The 19,392-nt window shown below is 37.9% G+C and carries 17 protein-coding genes and 1 other annotated feature; of the genes, 13 read left to right on the top strand and 4 right to left on the bottom strand.

What is annotated here, in order from left to right; genetic code table 11:
* The first annotated feature begins 205 nt into the window (after positions 1 to 205).
* Entirely contained in the window at positions 206 to 1,009 is an 804-nt protein-coding gene (locus GY23_RS03985) for a class I SAM-dependent methyltransferase (protein ID WP_075617898.1), read from the top strand.
* Between the two features lie 35 nt (positions 1,010 to 1,044).
* A complete protein-coding gene (locus GY23_RS03980) occupies positions 1,045 to 1,953 on the top strand; it encodes an aminoglycoside phosphotransferase family protein (protein ID WP_075617897.1) in 909 nt (302 codons plus the stop codon).
* A 348-nt stretch (positions 1,954 to 2,301) separates the two neighbouring features.
* Here the strand turns inward: GY23_RS03980 and namA are convergent, their stop codons facing one another.
* Positions 2,302 to 3,318, bottom strand: coding sequence for an NADPH dehydrogenase NamA (namA, locus tag GY23_RS03975; protein WP_075617896.1), 1,017 nt, complete (start codon positions 3,316 to 3,318; stop codon positions 2,302 to 2,304).
* Positions 3,319 to 3,362: 44 nt separating this feature from the next.
* A complete protein-coding gene (gene proC / locus GY23_RS03970; protein WP_075617895.1) occupies positions 3,363 to 4,175 on the bottom strand; it encodes a pyrroline-5-carboxylate reductase in 813 nt (270 codons plus the stop codon).
* Positions 4,176 to 4,223: 48 nt separating this feature from the next.
* Positions 4,224 to 4,438: a binding site (T-box leader), on the bottom strand.
* Between the two features lie 203 nt (positions 4,439 to 4,641).
* Here proC and shc point away from each other — a divergent pair.
* From shc to GY23_RS03930, 8 genes are all read left to right on the top strand, one after another.
* The gene (gene shc / locus GY23_RS03965) at positions 4,642 to 6,564 is read left to right on the top strand and encodes a squalene--hopene cyclase (protein WP_075617894.1); all 1,923 of its coding nucleotides are present in this window, start codon (positions 4,642 to 4,644) and stop codon (positions 6,562 to 6,564) included.
* Between the two features lie 918 nt (positions 6,565 to 7,482).
* Positions 7,483 to 7,860, top strand: coding sequence for a transcriptional regulator (locus GY23_RS03960; RefSeq protein ID WP_075617893.1), 378 nt, complete (start codon positions 7,483 to 7,485; stop codon positions 7,858 to 7,860).
* Positions 7,861 to 8,069: 209 nt separating this feature from the next.
* Positions 8,070 to 9,014 carry an MBL fold metallo-hydrolase gene (locus tag GY23_RS03955; RefSeq protein WP_075617892.1) on the top strand — a complete coding sequence of 315 codons (945 nt, stop codon included), beginning with the start codon at positions 8,070 to 8,072 and terminating at the stop codon, positions 9,012 to 9,014.
* Positions 9,001 to 9,753: an SDR family NAD(P)-dependent oxidoreductase gene (locus GY23_RS03950; RefSeq protein WP_075617891.1), complete on the top strand. Its 753-nt coding sequence runs from the start codon at positions 9,001 to 9,003 to the stop codon at positions 9,751 to 9,753. The genes GY23_RS03955 and GY23_RS03950 overlap by 14 nt, the downstream gene beginning before the upstream one ends.
* 158 nt (positions 9,754 to 9,911) lie before the next feature.
* A complete protein-coding gene (locus tag GY23_RS03945; RefSeq protein ID WP_075617890.1) occupies positions 9,912 to 11,120 on the top strand; it encodes an argininosuccinate synthase in 1,209 nt (402 codons plus the stop codon).
* On the top strand, positions 11,117 to 12,487 hold the full coding sequence (gene argH / locus GY23_RS03940; protein ID WP_075617889.1) for an argininosuccinate lyase: 1,371 nt from the start codon (positions 11,117 to 11,119) through the stop codon (positions 12,485 to 12,487). Before GY23_RS03945 ends, argH begins: the two co-directional genes overlap by 4 nt.
* A 530-nt stretch (positions 12,488 to 13,017) precedes the next feature.
* Positions 13,018 to 13,551 (top strand): sigma-70 family RNA polymerase sigma factor, encoded by a 534-nt coding sequence (locus GY23_RS03935; protein ID WP_075617888.1) that lies wholly within the window; start codon positions 13,018 to 13,020, stop codon positions 13,549 to 13,551.
* On the top strand, positions 13,535 to 14,713 hold the full coding sequence (locus tag GY23_RS03930; protein WP_075617887.1) for a hypothetical protein: 1,179 nt from the start codon (positions 13,535 to 13,537) through the stop codon (positions 14,711 to 14,713). The genes GY23_RS03935 and GY23_RS03930 overlap by 17 nt, the downstream gene beginning before the upstream one ends.
* An 86-nt stretch (positions 14,714 to 14,799) precedes the next feature.
* On the opposite strand, the gene GY23_RS03925 is transcribed toward GY23_RS03930, so the two are convergent.
* Complete coding sequence (locus GY23_RS03925; RefSeq protein ID WP_075617886.1) at positions 14,800 to 15,030, bottom strand: hypothetical protein; 231 nt, start codon at positions 15,028 to 15,030, stop codon at positions 14,800 to 14,802.
* 416 nt (positions 15,031 to 15,446) lie between these two features.
* On the opposite strand from GY23_RS03925, the gene GY23_RS03920 reads away from it, so the two are divergent.
* From GY23_RS03920 to GY23_RS03910, 3 genes are all read left to right on the top strand, one after another.
* The gene (locus tag GY23_RS03920; RefSeq protein WP_075617885.1) at positions 15,447 to 16,829 is read left to right on the top strand and encodes an MATE family efflux transporter; all 1,383 of its coding nucleotides are present in this window, start codon (positions 15,447 to 15,449) and stop codon (positions 16,827 to 16,829) included.
* Between the two features lie 425 nt (positions 16,830 to 17,254).
* Entirely contained in the window at positions 17,255 to 17,851 is a 597-nt protein-coding gene (locus GY23_RS03915) for a kinase (RefSeq protein WP_425434961.1), read from the top strand.
* Positions 17,852 to 17,902: 51 nt separating this feature from the next.
* On the top strand, positions 17,903 to 18,358 hold the full coding sequence (locus tag GY23_RS03910) for an SRPBCC family protein (protein ID WP_075617883.1): 456 nt from the start codon (positions 17,903 to 17,905) through the stop codon (positions 18,356 to 18,358).
* A gap of 60 nt (positions 18,359 to 18,418) precedes the next feature.
* On the opposite strand, the gene GY23_RS03905 is transcribed toward GY23_RS03910, so the two are convergent.
* Entirely contained in the window at positions 18,419 to 18,646 is a 228-nt protein-coding gene (locus GY23_RS03905) for a hypothetical protein (RefSeq protein WP_075617882.1), read from the bottom strand.
* Positions 18,647 to 19,392 lie beyond the last annotated feature (746 nt).

The raw sequence follows: 19,392 nt of genomic DNA, 5'->3' as shown, positions 1-19,392 counted from the left end.
ACCAAAGCGTGTACATTTTAGTAGTGAAGATGAATTTGTTAGAAGACAATGAATTCCAATTGTGCTGGCTTTTTCTTGTGTGAAGTAATTAAATATCCTAATATTGAATGTTGAACTAACGTGGTGCTTTAGTTAAACAAGACCATCTCGTTGCAGGTTAGTTGTAGAAGAAGACTTGAAAGGCTAAAGTAAGGGGGATTACTCAATGAAAGATTATGGGGAAGATTTATTTAAAGGCACAGCGTGGTATTATTCGCGATATAGACCATTATATTCTGCTAGTTTAATAAGATATTTAAGAAATAGGTTTTCTTTAGATGGGAATGGCAACATGCTGGATTTGGGATGCGGTGATGGACGATTATCACTAAGGTTTTCTGATTGGTTTGAAAAAATAGTAGGGTTGGACACGGAGCCTGAGATGATTCAGGAGGCTGAAAGATTCAGTAAGGAAATTAGGGTTGAAAATACAGAGTGGTTTATTGGTGATGTTGAAACATATAAACGTAATACCAACACGACCTTTAGATTTGTAACTATTGCAAAGGCATTTCACTGGATGGATAGACCACGGATCCTTGAAAGTTTATACGAAATGGTTGCTGTTGGTGGCGGAATAGCCATTATAGATACTTACTCTCATAATGAAGTGCTTCTACCTTGGCAACAGACAGTACAAGAAGTTGTAAAACATTGGTATGGGAATGAAAGGAGAGCAGGAAATATTACATACAGTCATCCAACAGTTAGCCATCAGGAAATAATATTAAGTTCAAAGTTCGATCTAGAAGTTCATCATATACCTTCCTATGAGCAGATATGGACACTGGACTCTATAATCGGAAATCACTATTCTACTTCTTTTGGTGCTAAACGCTTTCTAGGAGAAAACGTCAATTTATTTGAAAAACATTTAAAAGCGGAATTATTAGCTATTGATAAAAATGGTGTGTTCAAAGAGCAAATAAGTACATCGGTTAAACTTGCTCTAAAAACATCTAATAGATAAAATACTTATTATTTGATTACAAAGGTGGTTGGTCTATGAGATTAACAAATAATAAAATTGAAACGTTAAGAATTAGCATTGCTAATGTTTTAAACAGTCTGGAATGGCAGATTGTTGAAATGAAATTTATAGGTAATGGAGTTAATAATGCTGTTTTTTTGATTAAAGAAAAAAATTTGGGAATGCTTGCTATCAGAACTCCTTGGAGAACAGAAGAAATAAGGAATGATATAGATTTAAGTGCCATTATTTCATTAAAAAAAGAAGCAACTATTTCCGAACATTGTCAGAAATACAATATCCCAGTACCAAAAGTTCATAAGCTTTATTTAGGTGAAGAAATTAACTTTTTAGTAACTGATTTTATATCGGGAGATTCTCAAGAGGTACCTTCCTACGATGTTGGACAACTCACTTCTAAAATACATAAGATACCGTTGAATAATTTATCAATCATTGACCAGAATGAACGAACATTAAGTAATATTATTTCTAACAGAATAACAGAACGTGTTCATTTACTATGTAAACTGTTAAATAGTAGTATTCTTATTCCTGATTCAGAGGAAATGGAAGCAATTCTGAATACTACACAAACAAAGGACTGTTTACTCCACCTTGATGTTAGACCACCAAATATAATAGGGGAAAATGGGGTCATTAAAGGGATTATAGATTGGGATAATGCATTCATTGGTAATCCGATTATGGAGTTAATGAGAATTTCCGAATCACAAGAGTTGATTGAGGAAGAATTTCTAAAAGGATACAAAAATGTAGACATTATCATAAATACTGAAGAAGTTATACAGTCAATTTATCGACTAGATACTGCTTTAATGTTATCCATATTATTCACCACCTTAATAAATGATTCTGCTAAAAGGGATTACTATCTAAAGCGAGTTCATTTGTTAAGTCAAAAAATAAATAACACCTTATAGTAGTCATCTTCTTATTCAACTAACGGATGCTTTAGTTTAAGTTTCGATTTCCGATTAATTAATCATTAATTATAGAGTTACTGCTTATTAAAAAGTTACAACTATAACATTAGAGAAAACATTGAAACCTTTGAAATTAGGATTAGATTGGTTACCAATACCAATTGGAATACAGATTTAGTCAATGAAGAAGGAAAAGTCTTATATAACAAGAAGAAAAGACCATCAATTTAAGTTGCAAATTGATGGTTTTTTGTTTATACATTTTAAAGTTTTGTACTTCATAACAGAACCCGTTAATGGAAATTGGTCCATTTTTGATCCCTAAAATTCATTTAAGTTTCTTCCTTACAACCAGCCGCGTTCATATTGGATAGGTGACTTGATTTCTGTACGTAACTCTTTGGCTGCACGATAAGGCCAATAAGGATCGCGTAGTAATTCACGTGCCAAGAAAATCAGGTCAGCACGATCATTCTTTAAAATTTCCTCAGCATGTAGTGGGGAAGTAATCATGCCAACTGCACCCGTTGCGATTGGTGTATCGTGTTTAATGGTTTCAGAGAAATTCACTTGATACCCAGGATATGAATCAATGGTTGCTGGAACGTTAGCACCTGAACTCACATCGATTAAATCCACGTCCTGTTCTTTCATCCATTTCGTCATCGTTACATATGCATCAGGTGTCATGCCGCCTTCAGTGTAGTCATATGCAGAAATACGGACAAATAAAGGTCCATCCCATACGGTACGAACTGCATCAATGATTTCGCGTAGCAGGCGATAGCGATTTTCGTCACTGCCACCGTATTCGTCCAATCGTTTATTAGTTAAGGGAGAGAGAAATTCATTGAATAAATAACCATGGGCACCATGAAGTTCTATTACATCAAACCCTGCTTTCTTCGCCCGAATGGTTCCTTGTTTAAATGCTTCTATTGTTTTAGCTATATCTTCCTTCGTCATTTCGACTGGCATTTTGTAATGATCATTGAATGCAAGTGGAGAAGGGGCGAAAATATCACCATCAACTGTTGCTTTCCGACCTGCATGCGCTAATTGGATACCGGTTTTTGAACCAAGGGCTTTCATAGAATCCACGATTTCGGATAATCCTTGGATATGCTCATCGCTCCAAATACCCAAATCCCTCGATGAAATACGGCCTTCCGGTAGAACCGCGGTTGCTTCTACAATGATAAGTCCCACTTGCCCAACTGCACGAGTCGGGTAATGGACGCGGTGCCAATTTTCCACATGACCATTCTCATTGTGACTCGAATACATACACATAGGGGCCATCACAATACGATTTTTAAGGGTTATGTCTTTAATTGTATATTCATCAAATAACTTAGCCATTTAAATGCCTCCTTCCATATATGTTCGTATTATAACAAATTCTTCTATAAATAGAGCTTACCAAGCTCACGAGAACGTGCTTCCGCGGCCTTCAAACATTCTGCAAGTATTTCGGTGAAGCCGTTTTGTTGTAACGATTGAATACCCGCTTCAGTTGTGCCACCTGGGCTTGTCACTTTTTCTCGGAGATTTGCTGGGGGTTCAATGGATTGTTTTAACATTTCTGCAGATCCCGCAAGTGTTTGAACAAGCAATTCTCTTGCCACCTTTGAAGAAAGTCCACCTAATATGGCAGCTGACTCAAACGCTTCGACAAAGTAATAAATGTAAGCAGGGCCACTGCCAGATAATGCCGTGACTACATGCAATTGTTCTTCTTCCACTTCTTTTACTATTCCAATAGCTTGCAGCAAGTGAAGAATCTCTTTTTTCTCATCGTTTTGTATCTGATTATTCCAAGCGACCGCACTAGCCGACATTCCGACATTAGCTGAAGTATTCGGCATACAGCGAGCAATTGGTCGCTTTCCTAACCCTTGTTCAATCGTTTCCATCGGTACACCCGCTAGAACGGATAACACAACTGCATTTGAAGGTAGAAGAGGGGCGATTGTTTCCATGCCTGCTTGAACATCTTTTGGTTTCATCGCTAATATCACTAAATCAGCTTTTTTCACAATTTCTTTTTCTTCACACACGAGATTGACACCATAAGTTTCCTTTAGAGAAGACAATTTAGCTCGATCTGATTTGTTCATCACATAGACGTCATCGGGGGAAACCGTATCCTCTTTCATCCAGCCATGAATCATTGCTTGTGCCATTGAACCTGCTCCAACAAATACGATCGTTTTCATTGCGACTCCTCCTTTTTCTTTGCATAAAAAAATACGCTCCCGTCCTTATAAAAGGACGAAAACGCATGTTTCCGCGGTACCACCTTGTTTTGCTCAAATAATTTTGAACACAACTCATTCCTTCTTATCGCGAAGGCACGACCATGTTTGCATGGTAGCTCCAAAGTAGGTTCATCGAGTGAGAGGGGTGTGTGTCTTACAGCCGATGAACACACTCTCTTGGTTCCTTCAACACGATTACTATTCTTTATCAAAGCCCGAAATTTCTAAATTATTCAAATTATAAACATCAGGTCAAGAAAATGTCAATAGCGAATGGAAAAGTGAGTAATGGTTTATTCATACTCTCTAGGGATTATGGGTTTGGATTCCGACTAAAGATACTTAATCACTTTCTCGCATTTTTTAAAAACTAAAAGAATATGTTTAGGTGTATTGAATTTATGCTACAGGAAGGACGAATTTTGTGAACGATACCCTGTCAGACGAAATTAAACGAATGATAAGTAACTTGAAGAAGGATCAATCTGAGGCAGGAACTTGGAATTATCCTTTTGAAACAGGTATTACAACGGATGCCTATATGATTATTTTATTACGTTCTTTAACAATTGATGATGAAGAATTAATAAAGGAACTAGTAGATCGGATTTTAAGCAAACAACAAGATAGTGGGGCTTGGAAGTTGTATTATGATGAAGAAGATGACGGTAATGTAGCTGCCACGATTGAAGCTTATTACGCCCTTCTATATTCCGGCTATTGTTCTCACGATGATGTACGAATGCAAATAGCAAGACAGTTTATTTTATCAAATGGGGGAATAGACAAAAGTAATTTACTAACAAAAATTATGTTGGCAGTAACAGGACAATTTTCATGGGCAAAAATTGTCACTATCCCGACAGAATTCATTTTACTACCACACTCATTTCCGATGAATTTTTTCGACTTTTCTGTCTTTGGTAGAGTAAATATCGCTCCAATCATGATTCTCGCTGATAAGAAATACATAATTAAAACACATAAAAGTCCAAACATTTCAGATTTATATATTTTGAATCATAACCGGTGGGATGAAGAATATTTATCAAGGGTACTCTTAAATGAATGGAGCCCTTTTCTTTTGTCCATTCAAAAAAGAATTGAGGACCTAATTGGTTTGCCAAAGCAAATTCAGGAACTTGCGGTAGATAAGACAAAACAGTATATGCTGGAACGAATTGAACCAGATGGCACCTTATACAGTTACTTCAGTTCGACATTTCTGCTGATTTTCGCGTTGCTTTCCCTTGGATATAAGAAAGATCATCCCACAATTATTCATGCGGTAAACGGATTAAAGTCTATGAAATGCCAAGTTGACGGGAAGACTCATATGCAATTCACCACAGCATCTGTATGGAATACAGCTTTAATTAGTTATGCCCTGCAAGAAGCAGGCGTTTCCGAATTAGATCCCGTTATAAAAAAAGCAAACCAATTTTTATTAACACGACAGCATTTTAAATATGGGGACTGGGTCATACACAGTCCACATAGTCTTCCAGGGGGATGGGGTTTCTCAAATGTAAATACAATGAACCCAGATATTGATGATACTACTGCATCCTTAAGGTCAATCTGCAAAACTGTCAATAAAAATCCCAAGGTCCAAACATCTTGGGACAGAGGAATCAACTGGATATTTTCAATGCAAAATGATGATGGAGGATGGCCATCTTTCGAAAAAGGCGTGAATAAAAGCATTTTGTCTTTAATACCAATTCAAGATGCTGAATATTTACTCGCAGATCCATCAAGTGCAGATTTAACAGGAAGAACATTGGAGTTTTTTGGGAAATTCACTAACTTAAAGAAGAGTCACGACTCTATAAAGTCAGGTGTGAATTGGTTATTCGATCATCAAGAACCGAATGGATCGTGGTATGGCCGATGGGGCATATGTTATATTTATGGTGCTTGGGCTGCTATAACCGGGCTTGTTGCAGCAGGTATACCATCGGACCATCCTTCTATTCTAAAATCAGTCAAATGGCTCCGAGATATTCAAAATTCGGATGGGGGATGGGGAGAGTCTTGTAAAAGTGACAAAAGGAAAACGTACATTCCATTGAGAGCCAGTACGTTAACTCATACAGCGTGGGCATTGGATGCGCTGATTGCTGCTGAAAATGAACTTACACCAGAAATAGTATCCGGCATCAAATATATTTTAGAAAATAATGATAAAGATGACTGGACAACATCTTATCCAAAAGGACAGGGAATGGCTGGCAGTTTCTATATTCATTATCATAGTTATCGATATATTTTTCCTCTACTTGCACTTGCGCATTATCAAAAAAAATTTCCGAATGAAAGCCTCTTAACTTTCAAGAACGAATAGGGATGAAAGGTGACATATCATACGGTGCAAACGGAATGTGACGGCTTTTGGCGGTCTTGCTTTTCCCTGTCGGATGATATTGAATAATCATGATAAAAAAGCGTGATAAGAATGTCTCATGCACTCTATGATAACTATACAGCACACGAGGTTGATCCATTATTCAATTCGACGACAAATTATGGAATTGTTAATTTACATACAGATCATAGTTTTGGGATTTCAAACATACTTATTAATTCTAATAGAAACATAGTAGATACAAAATGCACAAAAAAACAGCCAATCATATGTTGGCTGTTGTTGACCAATTATTAACTTTACAATGAAAGGTCGATTACAAAGATGTTATTGCTTTATTACCAAAAATAATAAAAATGAATTCACGTTCTTTCTAAACAAGGTTTATGACAGAAATTGTTTTGACTTTCACCTGCGAATGCTGCGCTTGGTCCTACTAAGATTGCAGCAAGACACACAGCAGATAAAACGATTTTAAACTTATTTTTCATATTATTCACCCCTTTCCGAATAGTAAATTAATTGTAACATATTTTATTTGAAAACAACATATAATTTAGCAAAATTTTCTATTTAGTATGACATGATTTGTAATTAAATAGACGGTAAATTGTAAAACAGTAAGTAATGCTAGATTAGCTAGATCATATAAGGAAGCAAGAAGTACAGTACAACCATAAAGTTAATTACCCAGGCACTTAGAAAGATGCCTTTGTGAATCATTTAAATAATTCGCGAAAACCCGAATTTTTGATATGGTCCTGAAATCTTCAAATTAATAAACATCTGCTTTAGGCTTGAATAACAGAAAACAGACAGATGATTCATTAACCCTTCATAACTTGTTAAAGTTTAGTCTCTCTCTGCATATAGTAATAAAAATGCGGGGGTGATGTTTTGGATAAGAAAACAAGAAAAGATAGTTGGACGGTTGAAGATGATAAAGTTCTTGCTGACACGGTTTTAACATTTATTCGTGAAGGAAAAACACAACTACAGGCTTTTGAAGAAACTGCCACGATTCTCGACCGTACAAAGCAGGCATGCGGGTTCAGGTGGAATAAAACATTGCGGAAACAGTACAACTTACAAAAATTGAGTCGAACCAAAAAACCAAATGAAATTCACGACCATCTGCAACTAGCGATGACATCCTATGATGATCTATCCAATGCTTATGAGAAACTTAAACTGGATCATGAACAATTGCAATCCGAATACGAGAAGATAAAGGATTGGCTTTTAAATGGAAAAGAGTTAATGCGAATAGAATAGGGTGATGAAAAGAGCATTCAAAGTCGATGCTCTTTTTATGTTGCTTGTCCAAAACGAGGAGTGTAGAAAATGAAATTGGATTAGGATGAATTTTATTACGTGCATTCTTTGCAATTCATAGTCGAAAGACATGGTCATGAAAACGTGACGAACATCATAAAAACTTGTACAATAGAGTGAATAGTGATTCATTTTAAGGAGAATGCCATATGATTCATAAACTTATTTTACCAACTCCCTTCGCTGTAGGGGATGTCAATTCATATTTACTAAAAGGGGATTCATTATCATTAATTGATGCTGGTCCTAAAACTCCTGAAGCCTATGAAGCGTTAGAGAGAGGGATAAAAGAAGCAGGCTATACGTTTAAAGATGTAGAACAAGTGTTTTTAACACACCATCATCCAGATCATGCAGGTTGGATTGATGCCTTTCCACAAGCAAAAGTGTATGGACATAAATATAACGATTTATGGCTAACGAGAGATCCTGGTTTCTTTGCTTACCATGATGCTTTTTACTTGGAGCGATTAATAGAAGAAGGTGTTCCAGAACATTATCACTCTTGGGTAGAGAAAATGAAACGGCCAGTGGCTTATTTGGGTAGTCGTCCTCTCGACGTTACGATCGAAGAAGGAGACACATTGCCAGGTCATCCAGGTTGGTCTGTCATTGAAACATTGGGTCATGCTCAGAGTCATGTGTCATTTTGGCATGCAGAAGATCGGGTTATGATTGGTGGAGACCATATATTGGAGAAAATTTCATCCAATCCTTTAATAGAGCCTCCACTTGATCCAAACGCAGGCCGACCACAAGCCATGCTGCAATATAATGAATCGCTGAGAAAAGTCCTATCTATGCCAGTTGAGAAAATCTATAGTGGACATGGCAACGAAGTGGTAAATGTTCAGCAACTCATTGTTCACCGCCTAGAAAAACAACATGCCCGTGCGATGAAAGTACATGCGATGATTGCAGAACAACCGCTAACCATTTTCGAAATAACTCAGAGATTATTCCCTACTGTCTATGAAAAAGAACTCGGATTGACTCTGTCTGAAACAATCGGTCAGATAGATTATTTACTAGCAGAGGGACTTGCAATTGAGTCGTGTGATCAAATTGGAGTATTCTCATATGGACAAGCGTAAAACAGTTCTAGTCACAGGTGCAACTAGTGGTGTAGGTTTACAAGTTGCAAAAGAGCTACATATAAAAGGGTATAACGTATATGCAAGCGGCCGTTCAAAAAGTGTGCTTCAAGAACTAATTGCTTTAGGCATACATACCATCCAAGCCGACTTGCTCGAAGATGAGGCAATTGAAAAGGTGATCAGTCAATGCCCACCTCTTGATATCGTGATCTTTTCCGCAGGTGTTGGCACATTCGCATACGCACATGAAACCACAGATGAACAAATTGAGCAAATGATGCGTGTCAATGTCACGGCACCCATGAAATTAACGAGCCGGATACTTCCAGAAATGATGAAACAAAAATCAGGTCACCTCATATATGTGGCATCTCAGGCAGGCAAAGTGGCTACTCCTAAGGCAGCTGTTTATGCAGCAACAAAACACGCACTTTTAGGATTTGTAAACGCAACTCGTATGGAAGTACAGTCCTATGGGATACATGTAACGACGATTAACCCAGGACCTATAGATACACCATTTTTGGATTTAGCCGATTCGACGGGTTCATATAAAGCGTCATTAAAGAAATTCCTTTTGTCAGTTGATGAAGTGACGAATGGAATTCTACGTGTTATTAATCGCCCTGTACGAGAAGTGAACCTTCCTTGGTATATGGGCATTTCCAGTAAAATGTACGGTATGGCCCCAGGAATCATTGAAAAGGTCGGTCGTAACTTCTTTATGAAGAAATAGATTTTCTTATGGGCAACCCTATGTGGTTGCTATTTTTTTGAATAATTAATCTTTATTAATGTATGAAAATTCACTTGATTACATTTTTATTCCATGATAGTATCGGTGTATATTAATTCATTATTTGTGAATAAACATACATTCGGGGGGTTTTGTAAATGAACAAAAAAGTGGTGCTCGCATATTCAGGTGGTCTAGATACATCAGTGGCAATTCCATGGTTAAAAGAACAAGGGTATGATGTCATTGCAGTTTGTCTTGATGTCGGAGAAGGAAAAGATTTAAATTCCGTTAAGAATAAAGCAATCCAAGTGGGTGCTGTTGAAAGCTACATGATTGATGCAAAAGACGAATTTGCAAATGAATATGCACTGCTTTCACTACAAGCTCATACTTGGTATGAAAACAAATATCCATTAGTTTCGGCTTTATCTCGTCCGTTGATTGCAAAAAAACTTGTTGAAATTGCTCATGAAACAGGTTCGCAGGCAGTGGCCCATGGTTGCACAGGAAAAGGGAATGACCAGGTCCGTTTTGAGGTTTCCATCAATGCATTGGATCCATCTCTGGAAGTTATTGCACCTGTCCGCACTTGGGGTTGGTCTCGTGATGAAGAAATTGCCTACGCGAAGAAAAACAACATTCCGATTCCTATTAATTTGGATAGTCCTTTTTCAATTGATCAAAATTTATGGGGGCGTGCGAACGAATGTGGCATTTTAGAAGACCCATGGGCAACTCCTCCAGCAGATGCATACGATTTAACCGTTGCTCTAGAAGATGCTCCTGATACGGCAGATTTCATCGAAATCACATTTGACAAAGGGGTTCCAACTAAACTAAACGGAACTTCTATGAAATTATCGGAACTGATTCTAAAATTAAATGAAGTTGCCGGGAAACACGGGGTTGGACGCATCGATCACGTCGAAAATCGTTTAGTTGGGATCAAATCACGTGAGGTATATGAAGTACCGGGTGCTCATACATTATTGCTGGCACACAAAGAACTTGAAGACATCACGCTTGTAAAAGAATTAGCCCATTTCAAACCGGTAATTGAGAAAAAGCTAACGGAACTGATTTATGAAGGTTTATGGTTCTCCCCATTAAAAGTGGCGCTTGAAGCATTCCTTAAAGAAACACAAGTGTACGTAAATGGTGTTGTTCGTGTTAAATTATTCAAAGGGCATGCCATTGTCGAAGGACGTAAATCGCCAAATTCCTTATATGATGAGAAATTAGCAACCTATTCTACAGCAGATGAATTCAACCATGCATCAGCAGTGGGCTTTATTGAGCTATGGGGTCTACCAACTAAAGTGAATGCCATGGTCAATAAAGGAGTAGAGAAGGTGAAAGCATGACCAAATTATGGGGAGGACGTTTCCAAAAGTCAGCTGAGCAATGGGTAGATGAATTTGGTGCGTCCATTGGATTTGACCATCAACTCGTCATGGAAGATTTAACAGGTAGCATTGCTCATGTGAGAATGCTCGGTGACTGTGGAATCTTACCAAAAGCGGATGTAGTAGCAATATTAGACGGTCTTGAGCAGTTAAAAGAAAAAGCAGCGAACGATGAATTAGTTTTTGAGATAGCGAACGAAGACATTCATTTAAATTTAGAAAAAATGCTTATTGAGTTGATTGGACCTGTTGGTGGAAAACTCCACACAGGTCGTAGTCGAAACGATCAAGTAGCAACAGATATGCATCTCTTTTTGAAAAATAGAGTGAAAGAAATTATCAATAGTATTAAAACTTTCCAAAAAGCCTTGGTAACTCAAGCAGAACAGCATGTCGAAACGATTGCACCGGGCTATACGCATTTACAACGAGCACAACCCATTTCCTTTGCCCATCATTTAATGGCTTACTTTTGGATGCTTGAGCGTGATCAACAACGCCTGTCTGAATCGCTCAAACGCATCGATATCTCACCACTTGGTGCTGGGGCACTTGCAGGTACGACATTCCCAATTGACCGTAAAAAAGCAGCCAATTACCTCGGGTTTGAGCAAGTTTACGCAAATAGCATGGATGCGGTGAGCGATCGTGATTTTATCGTGGAATTTTTAGGTAATGCATCACTAGTAATGATGCACTTATCACGTTTTGCCGAAGAAATCATCTTGTGGTCGAGCCAAGAATTTCAATTTATTGAACTCGACGATGCGTTTGCAACAGGTTCTAGTATTATGCCACAAAAGAAAAACCCTGATATGGCAGAGTTAATTCGTGGGAAGACCGGACGTGTATACGGAAACTTATTTAGTTTGCTTACTACACTAAAAGGGTTACCCTTAACATACAACAAAGATATGCAAGAAGATAAAGAAGGTATGTTTGATACGGTTCAAACGCTATTGGGCTCATTGAAAATCTTTGAAGGAATGGTTCGTACGATGACGATTCATACCGACCGATTAAATGAAGCGGTACATCAAGACTTTTCAAATGCTACGGAACTTGCAGACTATTTAGCAACGAAAGGTATGCCATTTCGTGAAGCCCATGATGTAACAGGAAAGCTCGTTTTTCTATGTATTCAACGAGGAATTTACTTGCTCGACCTTTCGATTGGTGATTTAAAAGCGGCAAGCGATTTAATTGATGAAGATGTATATGACGTGTTATCACCCTTTGCGGCAGTAAAACGACGTAATTCACTAGGTGGCACTGGGTTTGATCAAGTTCGGTTACAACTTGAGAAAGCGAAAGCACTTCTCTAAGTTAGTCATATAAATGTTGAGACAATCAGAAGGTTTTTGTATATGATATGTATAATAGAAATATATAAAAGACCATTTGGTGCACGTACACCATCTGGTCTTATAATAGGCTGGTTTCCCAAAAGGGGAATCGGCAAAACTTCAGAGTAATAATCCACCTAATTGCGAAAACTAAAGGGTGGGTTATTTTTTTGGTTATTTGACATTATTGCCATGACTAAGGAAGCAAAAGCAAGTGCAAACATTAGACTTTCGAATATTGTCACCTTGACCACCCCCTTTCTGATGGGGATGTAAACCGACCACCCTTGAAAAATCCATACTATTACTCTAATATATCGTCAGATAATCGTTAATAGATGGGCGAAACCTATTAATTAAGTTTGTATTCCCATATAAAATAGATTTAAATTTAGTGTGAAGAGTAATGTCTTTATGAGTAAGTTAACTTTCAAAGGGAATTTCTTGAAAATGAAACCATCATCCAGTTTGCTTTGTCTAACAGGTAACAAGGAAAGGAGGGGAATGAATTGAACAAGCAAGATCGAGACCAATTACTGACGACTGCAATGGATGAATTTGGTCATTATTTAATTCGCCTTGCCTATGCCTTTGTGAAAGATGAAGCTAAAGCTGAAGATATTGTGCAAGAAGTATTTATCCGCTATTACATACATCTCGAAAACTTTGAAGGACGCTCTAGTGTTAAAACCTACTTATATCGTATTACGGTGAATGAATGTCATAACTATTTTAAGAGTTGGTCTTACCGAAAGACGGAACTTTCTAGTTTAGTGGGTTCCTTACTAGTCGCTAACCAAACCCCGGAAAAAGAGCTCTTAATGCAAGAAAATACGAAATATGTGACACAAATGATAGGTAAATTGCCACTTAAATATAAAAAGGTATTGTGGCTTCATTATTATGCTGAATTATCGGTTATGGAGATCGGAGAAGTATTAAAGTGTTCAGCGAACACAGTGAAAACACGATTGGCAAGAGGGCGGAAAATGGCACGTTTAACAATAAGCGAGGGGGAGATTGAACATGCGAGAGAACATTAAACGGCATTTAGATGAATCTGTACCAAGTCATATTACATTGTCCGAAGTGCAAAAGCGTAAAATACTGAACGAAGCAAACAAGCGAATTCATGGTCGCAATCTCCCAAGCACGCGAATGTTAAAACCGATAGCTATTGGTGTGGCCATAATTTGTTTAGCTGGATTTCTAAGCTTTCCATATATTCAAGACTGGTCAGAAGAAAGTGCATATCAGCCATTGATAAATGAACCGTTAAGTGAATCGATAAAAAAAGTGACCATCACGGACGTAGAATATCCTTCATTGATTAACGCTGTTTATGTAGCTGACACAGAAGAAATGATTTACACGGATCATAATGGCATCTATTCGTATTCGGTTGAGACAGAAACAAAAAGGGTGCTTGTAGAACCGAAAGATAACGCTGAAATATATGAACTAGCAGTAAGTGGAGAGTGGCTTGTTTGGGAAGACATAACTACAAGTAAGCTATATATATTAAATCGAATTAGTCATGAACTGAATGAATTTTCTAATTCCCAGATGACAAGTGATTTTCAATTGGACGGAGATACTTTAACGTATATGTCCATTGGAGATGTAAATTCGTTTATCGGTTATAAAAAACTCAATCTAACGACTTGGGAAGAAACGGAAATTCACGAACTGACAGGTGAGGGAGCAAGTAGTAGAAGTGCAATCCATGACGGTTTACTGGTCATTCCTGAACAATTTAAAACAGGTAACAAGAATAATGTAACGCTTTTTATATACAATTTGACTACACAAGTCCAAGTTGGAGAATATATAGTTCCTTATGAATTTACTTATAATGTTACACTAACCGATAATAAAGTTTTTACGATGCTTTATAACGAAGGTGAAGACTCGATTTTGGCGTATATCGATTTAGAGGATGACAAATTGCATGAGGTTAATGTTCCGATTTCCGATGCGTATGCAGTGTATGAAGATTTCGTCGCATTAAGTGTACCTACACATGATTCAAATACTGTTAAATTATTTCAAATCGAAAATAATGGCGTTGTAGAGCTGCCAACGTTTAGTCAAATAAAAGAACGTCTAGTCAAGCCAAGATTTACAGAAGACGGAATATTAGTTGTTAATGGAGAAGGCAAGCAGCTTTCGATGTATTTGCAAGATGTAGAGCTTTTAAGATAGACATCAGAAGTTTTGAAAGATATTGCACAAACACGCCTACTCCAGTAGTAGGCGTGTTTGACTTTTGTAGGTTCTTAGTCGAACCGTCATTTATTTTTTACTATATTGCCTCTCATCAATTTTTCGAACTCTTTCATTTCTGGATCCTCTTTCGGGGTGTAATGGAATGGGTTTTCCCGTGCGAATTCCTCTTTAGTTTCATTTTGGACACCCATCATTGAGCCAGCGGATGCTGTAGGGTCATTTATTATGTTTTCTTGTTTCCCGTCAAAATGAGGGGCTGTTTCAACATGTTGATTGTCACTTCTACGTGGCATTTGATCATCTCCTTTATCGTTAATATGAGGATGTGGAAGGCGATCTATTCATTGGATCTAGAACTAGGAAAGCCTTGTCTTTCGTTTGCCAAAATACGAAAAACCTTGAATGCATATGCTGCTGTTTATAGTGGGTTTCATGTGAAGTGAATGGTTTGAGGGATTAGAAAACTTTTCTGTAGGGAATAAACTAATTTAAGCTTATCCAACAAGTTTTCCCTTCGGAAAATAATTTGAACAAGCTAACAATTACTATATGTCATTCTCTTAGGGAAATCATATTTTTGTTGAATTTTGTCAAATAGGTTTTTCGTGCTATTAACCTTTTTAAATTGGTATAAAAAATACAAAGAACAAAGTCAATTATGTTACTATATTATCTTGGTTGAAAATTTAAGTAGCGAGAAGGAAAACTAATGGCAACGATTAAGGCAACAAAAGGACATGGTGAAAAGTTGAATTTATTTCACTTAACATGGCCCATTTTTTTAGAAGTATTTCTTTTTATGCTAATGGGAATCGCTGATACCTTTATGCTCAGTGCGCTATCGGATGATGCCGTATCGGGCGTTGGTACAGCGAACCAGTATATTCATATAGCGATATTAGTACTTGAAGTAGTAGGAAATGGGGCAGCGATTGTTGTATCCCAGTATCTAGGTTCAAAGAGATATATGGAAGCATCGAAAATATCTGCGGTTGCAGTCACGTTAAATTTAGGAATCGGACTCTTGATCAGTGCTGGCTATCTAATATTTGCCAATCAAATGATGACAGCAATGAATTTACAAGGAGAAGTGTTAGAATACGCTCAACATTATTTGTCTATAGTGGGCGGTGCTATATTCCTTCAAGCAATCATTAATTCGTTAGCCGCCATTATTCGAGTACATGGATGGACAAAACAAACCATGTTCGTTTCATTGGGAATGAACATTATTCATATCATTGGTAACTATCTGCTAATTTTCGGTAACTTCGGTTTTCCGGAATTGGGAGTTAAGGGTGCAGCTATTTCTTCGGTCGTTAGCCGTCTCCTTGCACTCATTGTCTTCTTTTGGTTACTCTATCAAGTTATGGAATATCGAATTCAGTTTCATTATTACATCAAATTTTCCAAGGAATTCATTGGCAAAATTTTGGGCATAGGAATTCCGTCGGCGTTTGAGCAAGTTATGTACCAAGCGTGTCAACTGGTCTTCTTATATTATGCGACGTATTTAGGAGCAGAAACATTAGCTGCTAGACAGTATGCCATGAATATATCAATGTTTACGTACTTGTTTGCCATTGCTATTGGGATGGGTACGGCTATCATTGTGGGAAGATTAGTCGGGGCCAATCAGAAAGAGGAAGCCTATCTGCGAGTGCGCTCCAGTGTGAAATCTGCTCTAGTCTTTACTATAACTATGGTAGTGATTATTGTTGTATTCCGTAACCAGCTCATCGGCATGTTTACAAATGATGCAGATGTCATTAAAATAGCGACGACCGTTCTGTTACTCAGTATTTTGCTCGAAACCGGGCGGACAATGAATATTGTCATCATCAACTCACTACGAGCAGCCGGGGATGCGAAATTCCCTGTGATCATCGGTGCCTTTTCAATGGTGTTAATGAGTCTGCCTTTGGGATACTTTTTTGTTTTTCACCTGAATATGGGACTCCCTGGTATTTGGTTGGCAATTGCGACAGATGAATGGACGCGTGCAGTTATCATGTACTTCAGATGGAAAAGCAGAGCCTGGGAAAAATTTGCCCTTGTTCATCCTGAAGAAGAAAATAAATCTACAATTTAATTTCCGCGTTTACCTGCTATTTAAAGATTTTGGTGATTGTAGTAAAAGGCGGCGACTCCAGCGGGACAAGCGTGTTCAGGTGAGATCCCGCAGGAGCCTGCGACGAGGAGGCTCACGGACCGTCCGCCTGTCCTGCATGGCTTCACTAGCTTCGAAACATGAAAGTGCGTTGCAGCGAAAATCAACATTATCCTTTAACAGAGTCTAATATAAGAAAGTTGATGTACTTGTACTTTCTTTGATTTATTTAACGTCAACAAACAAAGTGAAACATTAATAATAACCCATCCTGGAGTTTGCAACCAAGATGGGTTATTTTCTATTTTTAAAGACCCGCTTGAAGCTCGAAGGGAAACTGCTATGATGAGATAAGAAGGTGTTTACCTCTGGAAATAGCCATGAATATCTGGAAGGGAGAGGTGTTCATAATGGAGAAAAATTTAATGGCTCTGATGAAACAGATTCCAAAAATCAAAAGCGGGAATCGTTTTATCCTGGGTTTGGATGGATTGAGCCGTTCAGGAAAAACTACATTAGGTGACAGGCTCAGTGAGCATTTGACGGAAGCGGGTATGCCGTTTCATCTATTTCATATAGACGACCACATTGTGGAAAGGGAAAAACGTTACGCCACCGGTCACGATCAATGGTACGAGTATTATCATCTTCAGTGGGACATTGACTGGTTAAGCCGGAATTTCTTCGAACAACTCAAGGGATTAAATCAGGTTAGCCTGCCATTTTACGATAATGAATCGGATACCCATAGCATCCAGGACATAGATCTGCCAGACGCGTGCTTGATTATAATAGAAGGAGTTTTTCTTCAACGCAGGGAGTGGAGAAGTTTCTTTGATATGGTGGTGTATGTGGATTGTTCGAGGGAAACGAGGTATCTTCGTGAAAGTGACGCTGCAAAGAGGCATATGGATAAGCTACGGAATCGATATTGGAAGGCAGAAGAATTCTATCTTCGGACAGAGAAGCCGATGGGAAAAGCCGATCTGGTTATCGAAGGATAACTTTTGCGCAATTAGGTGTCAAAGGAAAATGCTTCAAAGGAGACTGTGGAAATGCCGTTTATTGAGCATCGACAATTCGTGAAAGCACCCATTGAAGTTTGTTTTGATCTTGCAAGAAATGTAGATATACATACACAAACGACTTCCCATACAAAGGAAAGGGCAGTTAGTGGAGTGACACAGGGGTTATTGGAAGCTGGGGACACGGTGACTTTTGAGGCTAGACACTTTGGTATGAGACAAAGGCTTACAGCTGAAGTGACATTGATGGATAGACCCAATCAATTTGTCGATGTTATGGTAAAGGGAGCCTTCCACTCTTTTGTTCATACTCATCTGTTTTTCGAAGAGTCAGGCAGAACGATGATGATCGATCGTTTTCACTACAGGTCACCATTCGGTCCGATCGGCGTGGTTGCCGATAAATTGTTTCTGGAAAAATATATGCGAGACTTTATTGTTTCCCGTGCAAAAGCCTTGAAAAGGATTGCCGAAAATATGGTTTAATAGGACAGTTCCCGGTATTAAGTTGCACCAGGGGGCTGTCCTATTAAACCATACATTCATTTAATTCGGGTGGATTTCCTCGTTTGCAGAAGGATCGATGGTCACTTTTCTTGCTGGATCATTGATTACCTGCTTGTTTAACTCTGCAACTGAAATCGAATCGACAGTCTGCATATCTTCATGCATATCAAATAAACTTATTTTGTCCGTGTCCACTTGTTCGGGATTATCTAAATAAGGTCCAGTGGCAAGCTCGCGATCATCTGCAGTGAAATTCTTTTTCTTCATCGGTTTCCCATCCTTTCAAAATACCTTCCTGACCAACTCCTCCCTTAATATGCCCAGTATGAAAACAATTAATAATCATTCCGTTAACACACAAATATAAAACAACATGCCATGTATGAGTTTTTTAATAGGTGCCATAAAAAAACCATCCTTTAGAGGATGGATAGTTCATGAATCATGCACTGTTTTGGGTGTTGATTATTTTTTTCTGGTTTGCATTGTGGCATTCCAGTTCTTTCATCTTGAATTCATAATGCTTGGTGATACCGTAGTGTATCAGTATTCCGGCTGTAATGATCAGTGCAAGATAGACAAGGTAGAGCATTGGCTCGACTCCTTTTGTGTAAATAAGTTATTTTATTTTACCATACTCTTCATGAAAATAGATTTGAATTCTATCACAAGAATCATTTGCTGAACGGGATAATCAGAAAGACACCTGAGAGGTTAAACAGGTGTCAAAATTTTTTCTATTTCAACACTTATTACATTTAGAACAATTGCTCGATGATTTACCACAACGTTTGCACTTGTTTGCTTTCGCCATTACACCACTCCTTTAGTCGAATAGTAAATCATATGAGAAGGTGTGGTTGTGATATGCAAAGACACCACTTGTCCCTCCTTTAAATTTTTTGAATGTCTTCCACTGTTTGATTTTTCCTGTTATTTTCAGGAAATTCACCCTCATTGAATAAGAACGTCTGTTTGGTGTATACTGATTAGAACAAACGTTCTATGGAGAG

Origin of the sequence: Paenisporosarcina indica (assembly GCF_001939075.1) — a bacterium.
In the GTDB taxonomy this organism is placed as follows: Bacteria; Bacillota; Bacilli; order Bacillales_A; family Planococcaceae; genus Paenisporosarcina; species Paenisporosarcina indica.
The sequence above is the reverse complement of the archived record's forward strand: the minus strand, read 5'-3'. Positions and strand labels throughout refer to the sequence as shown.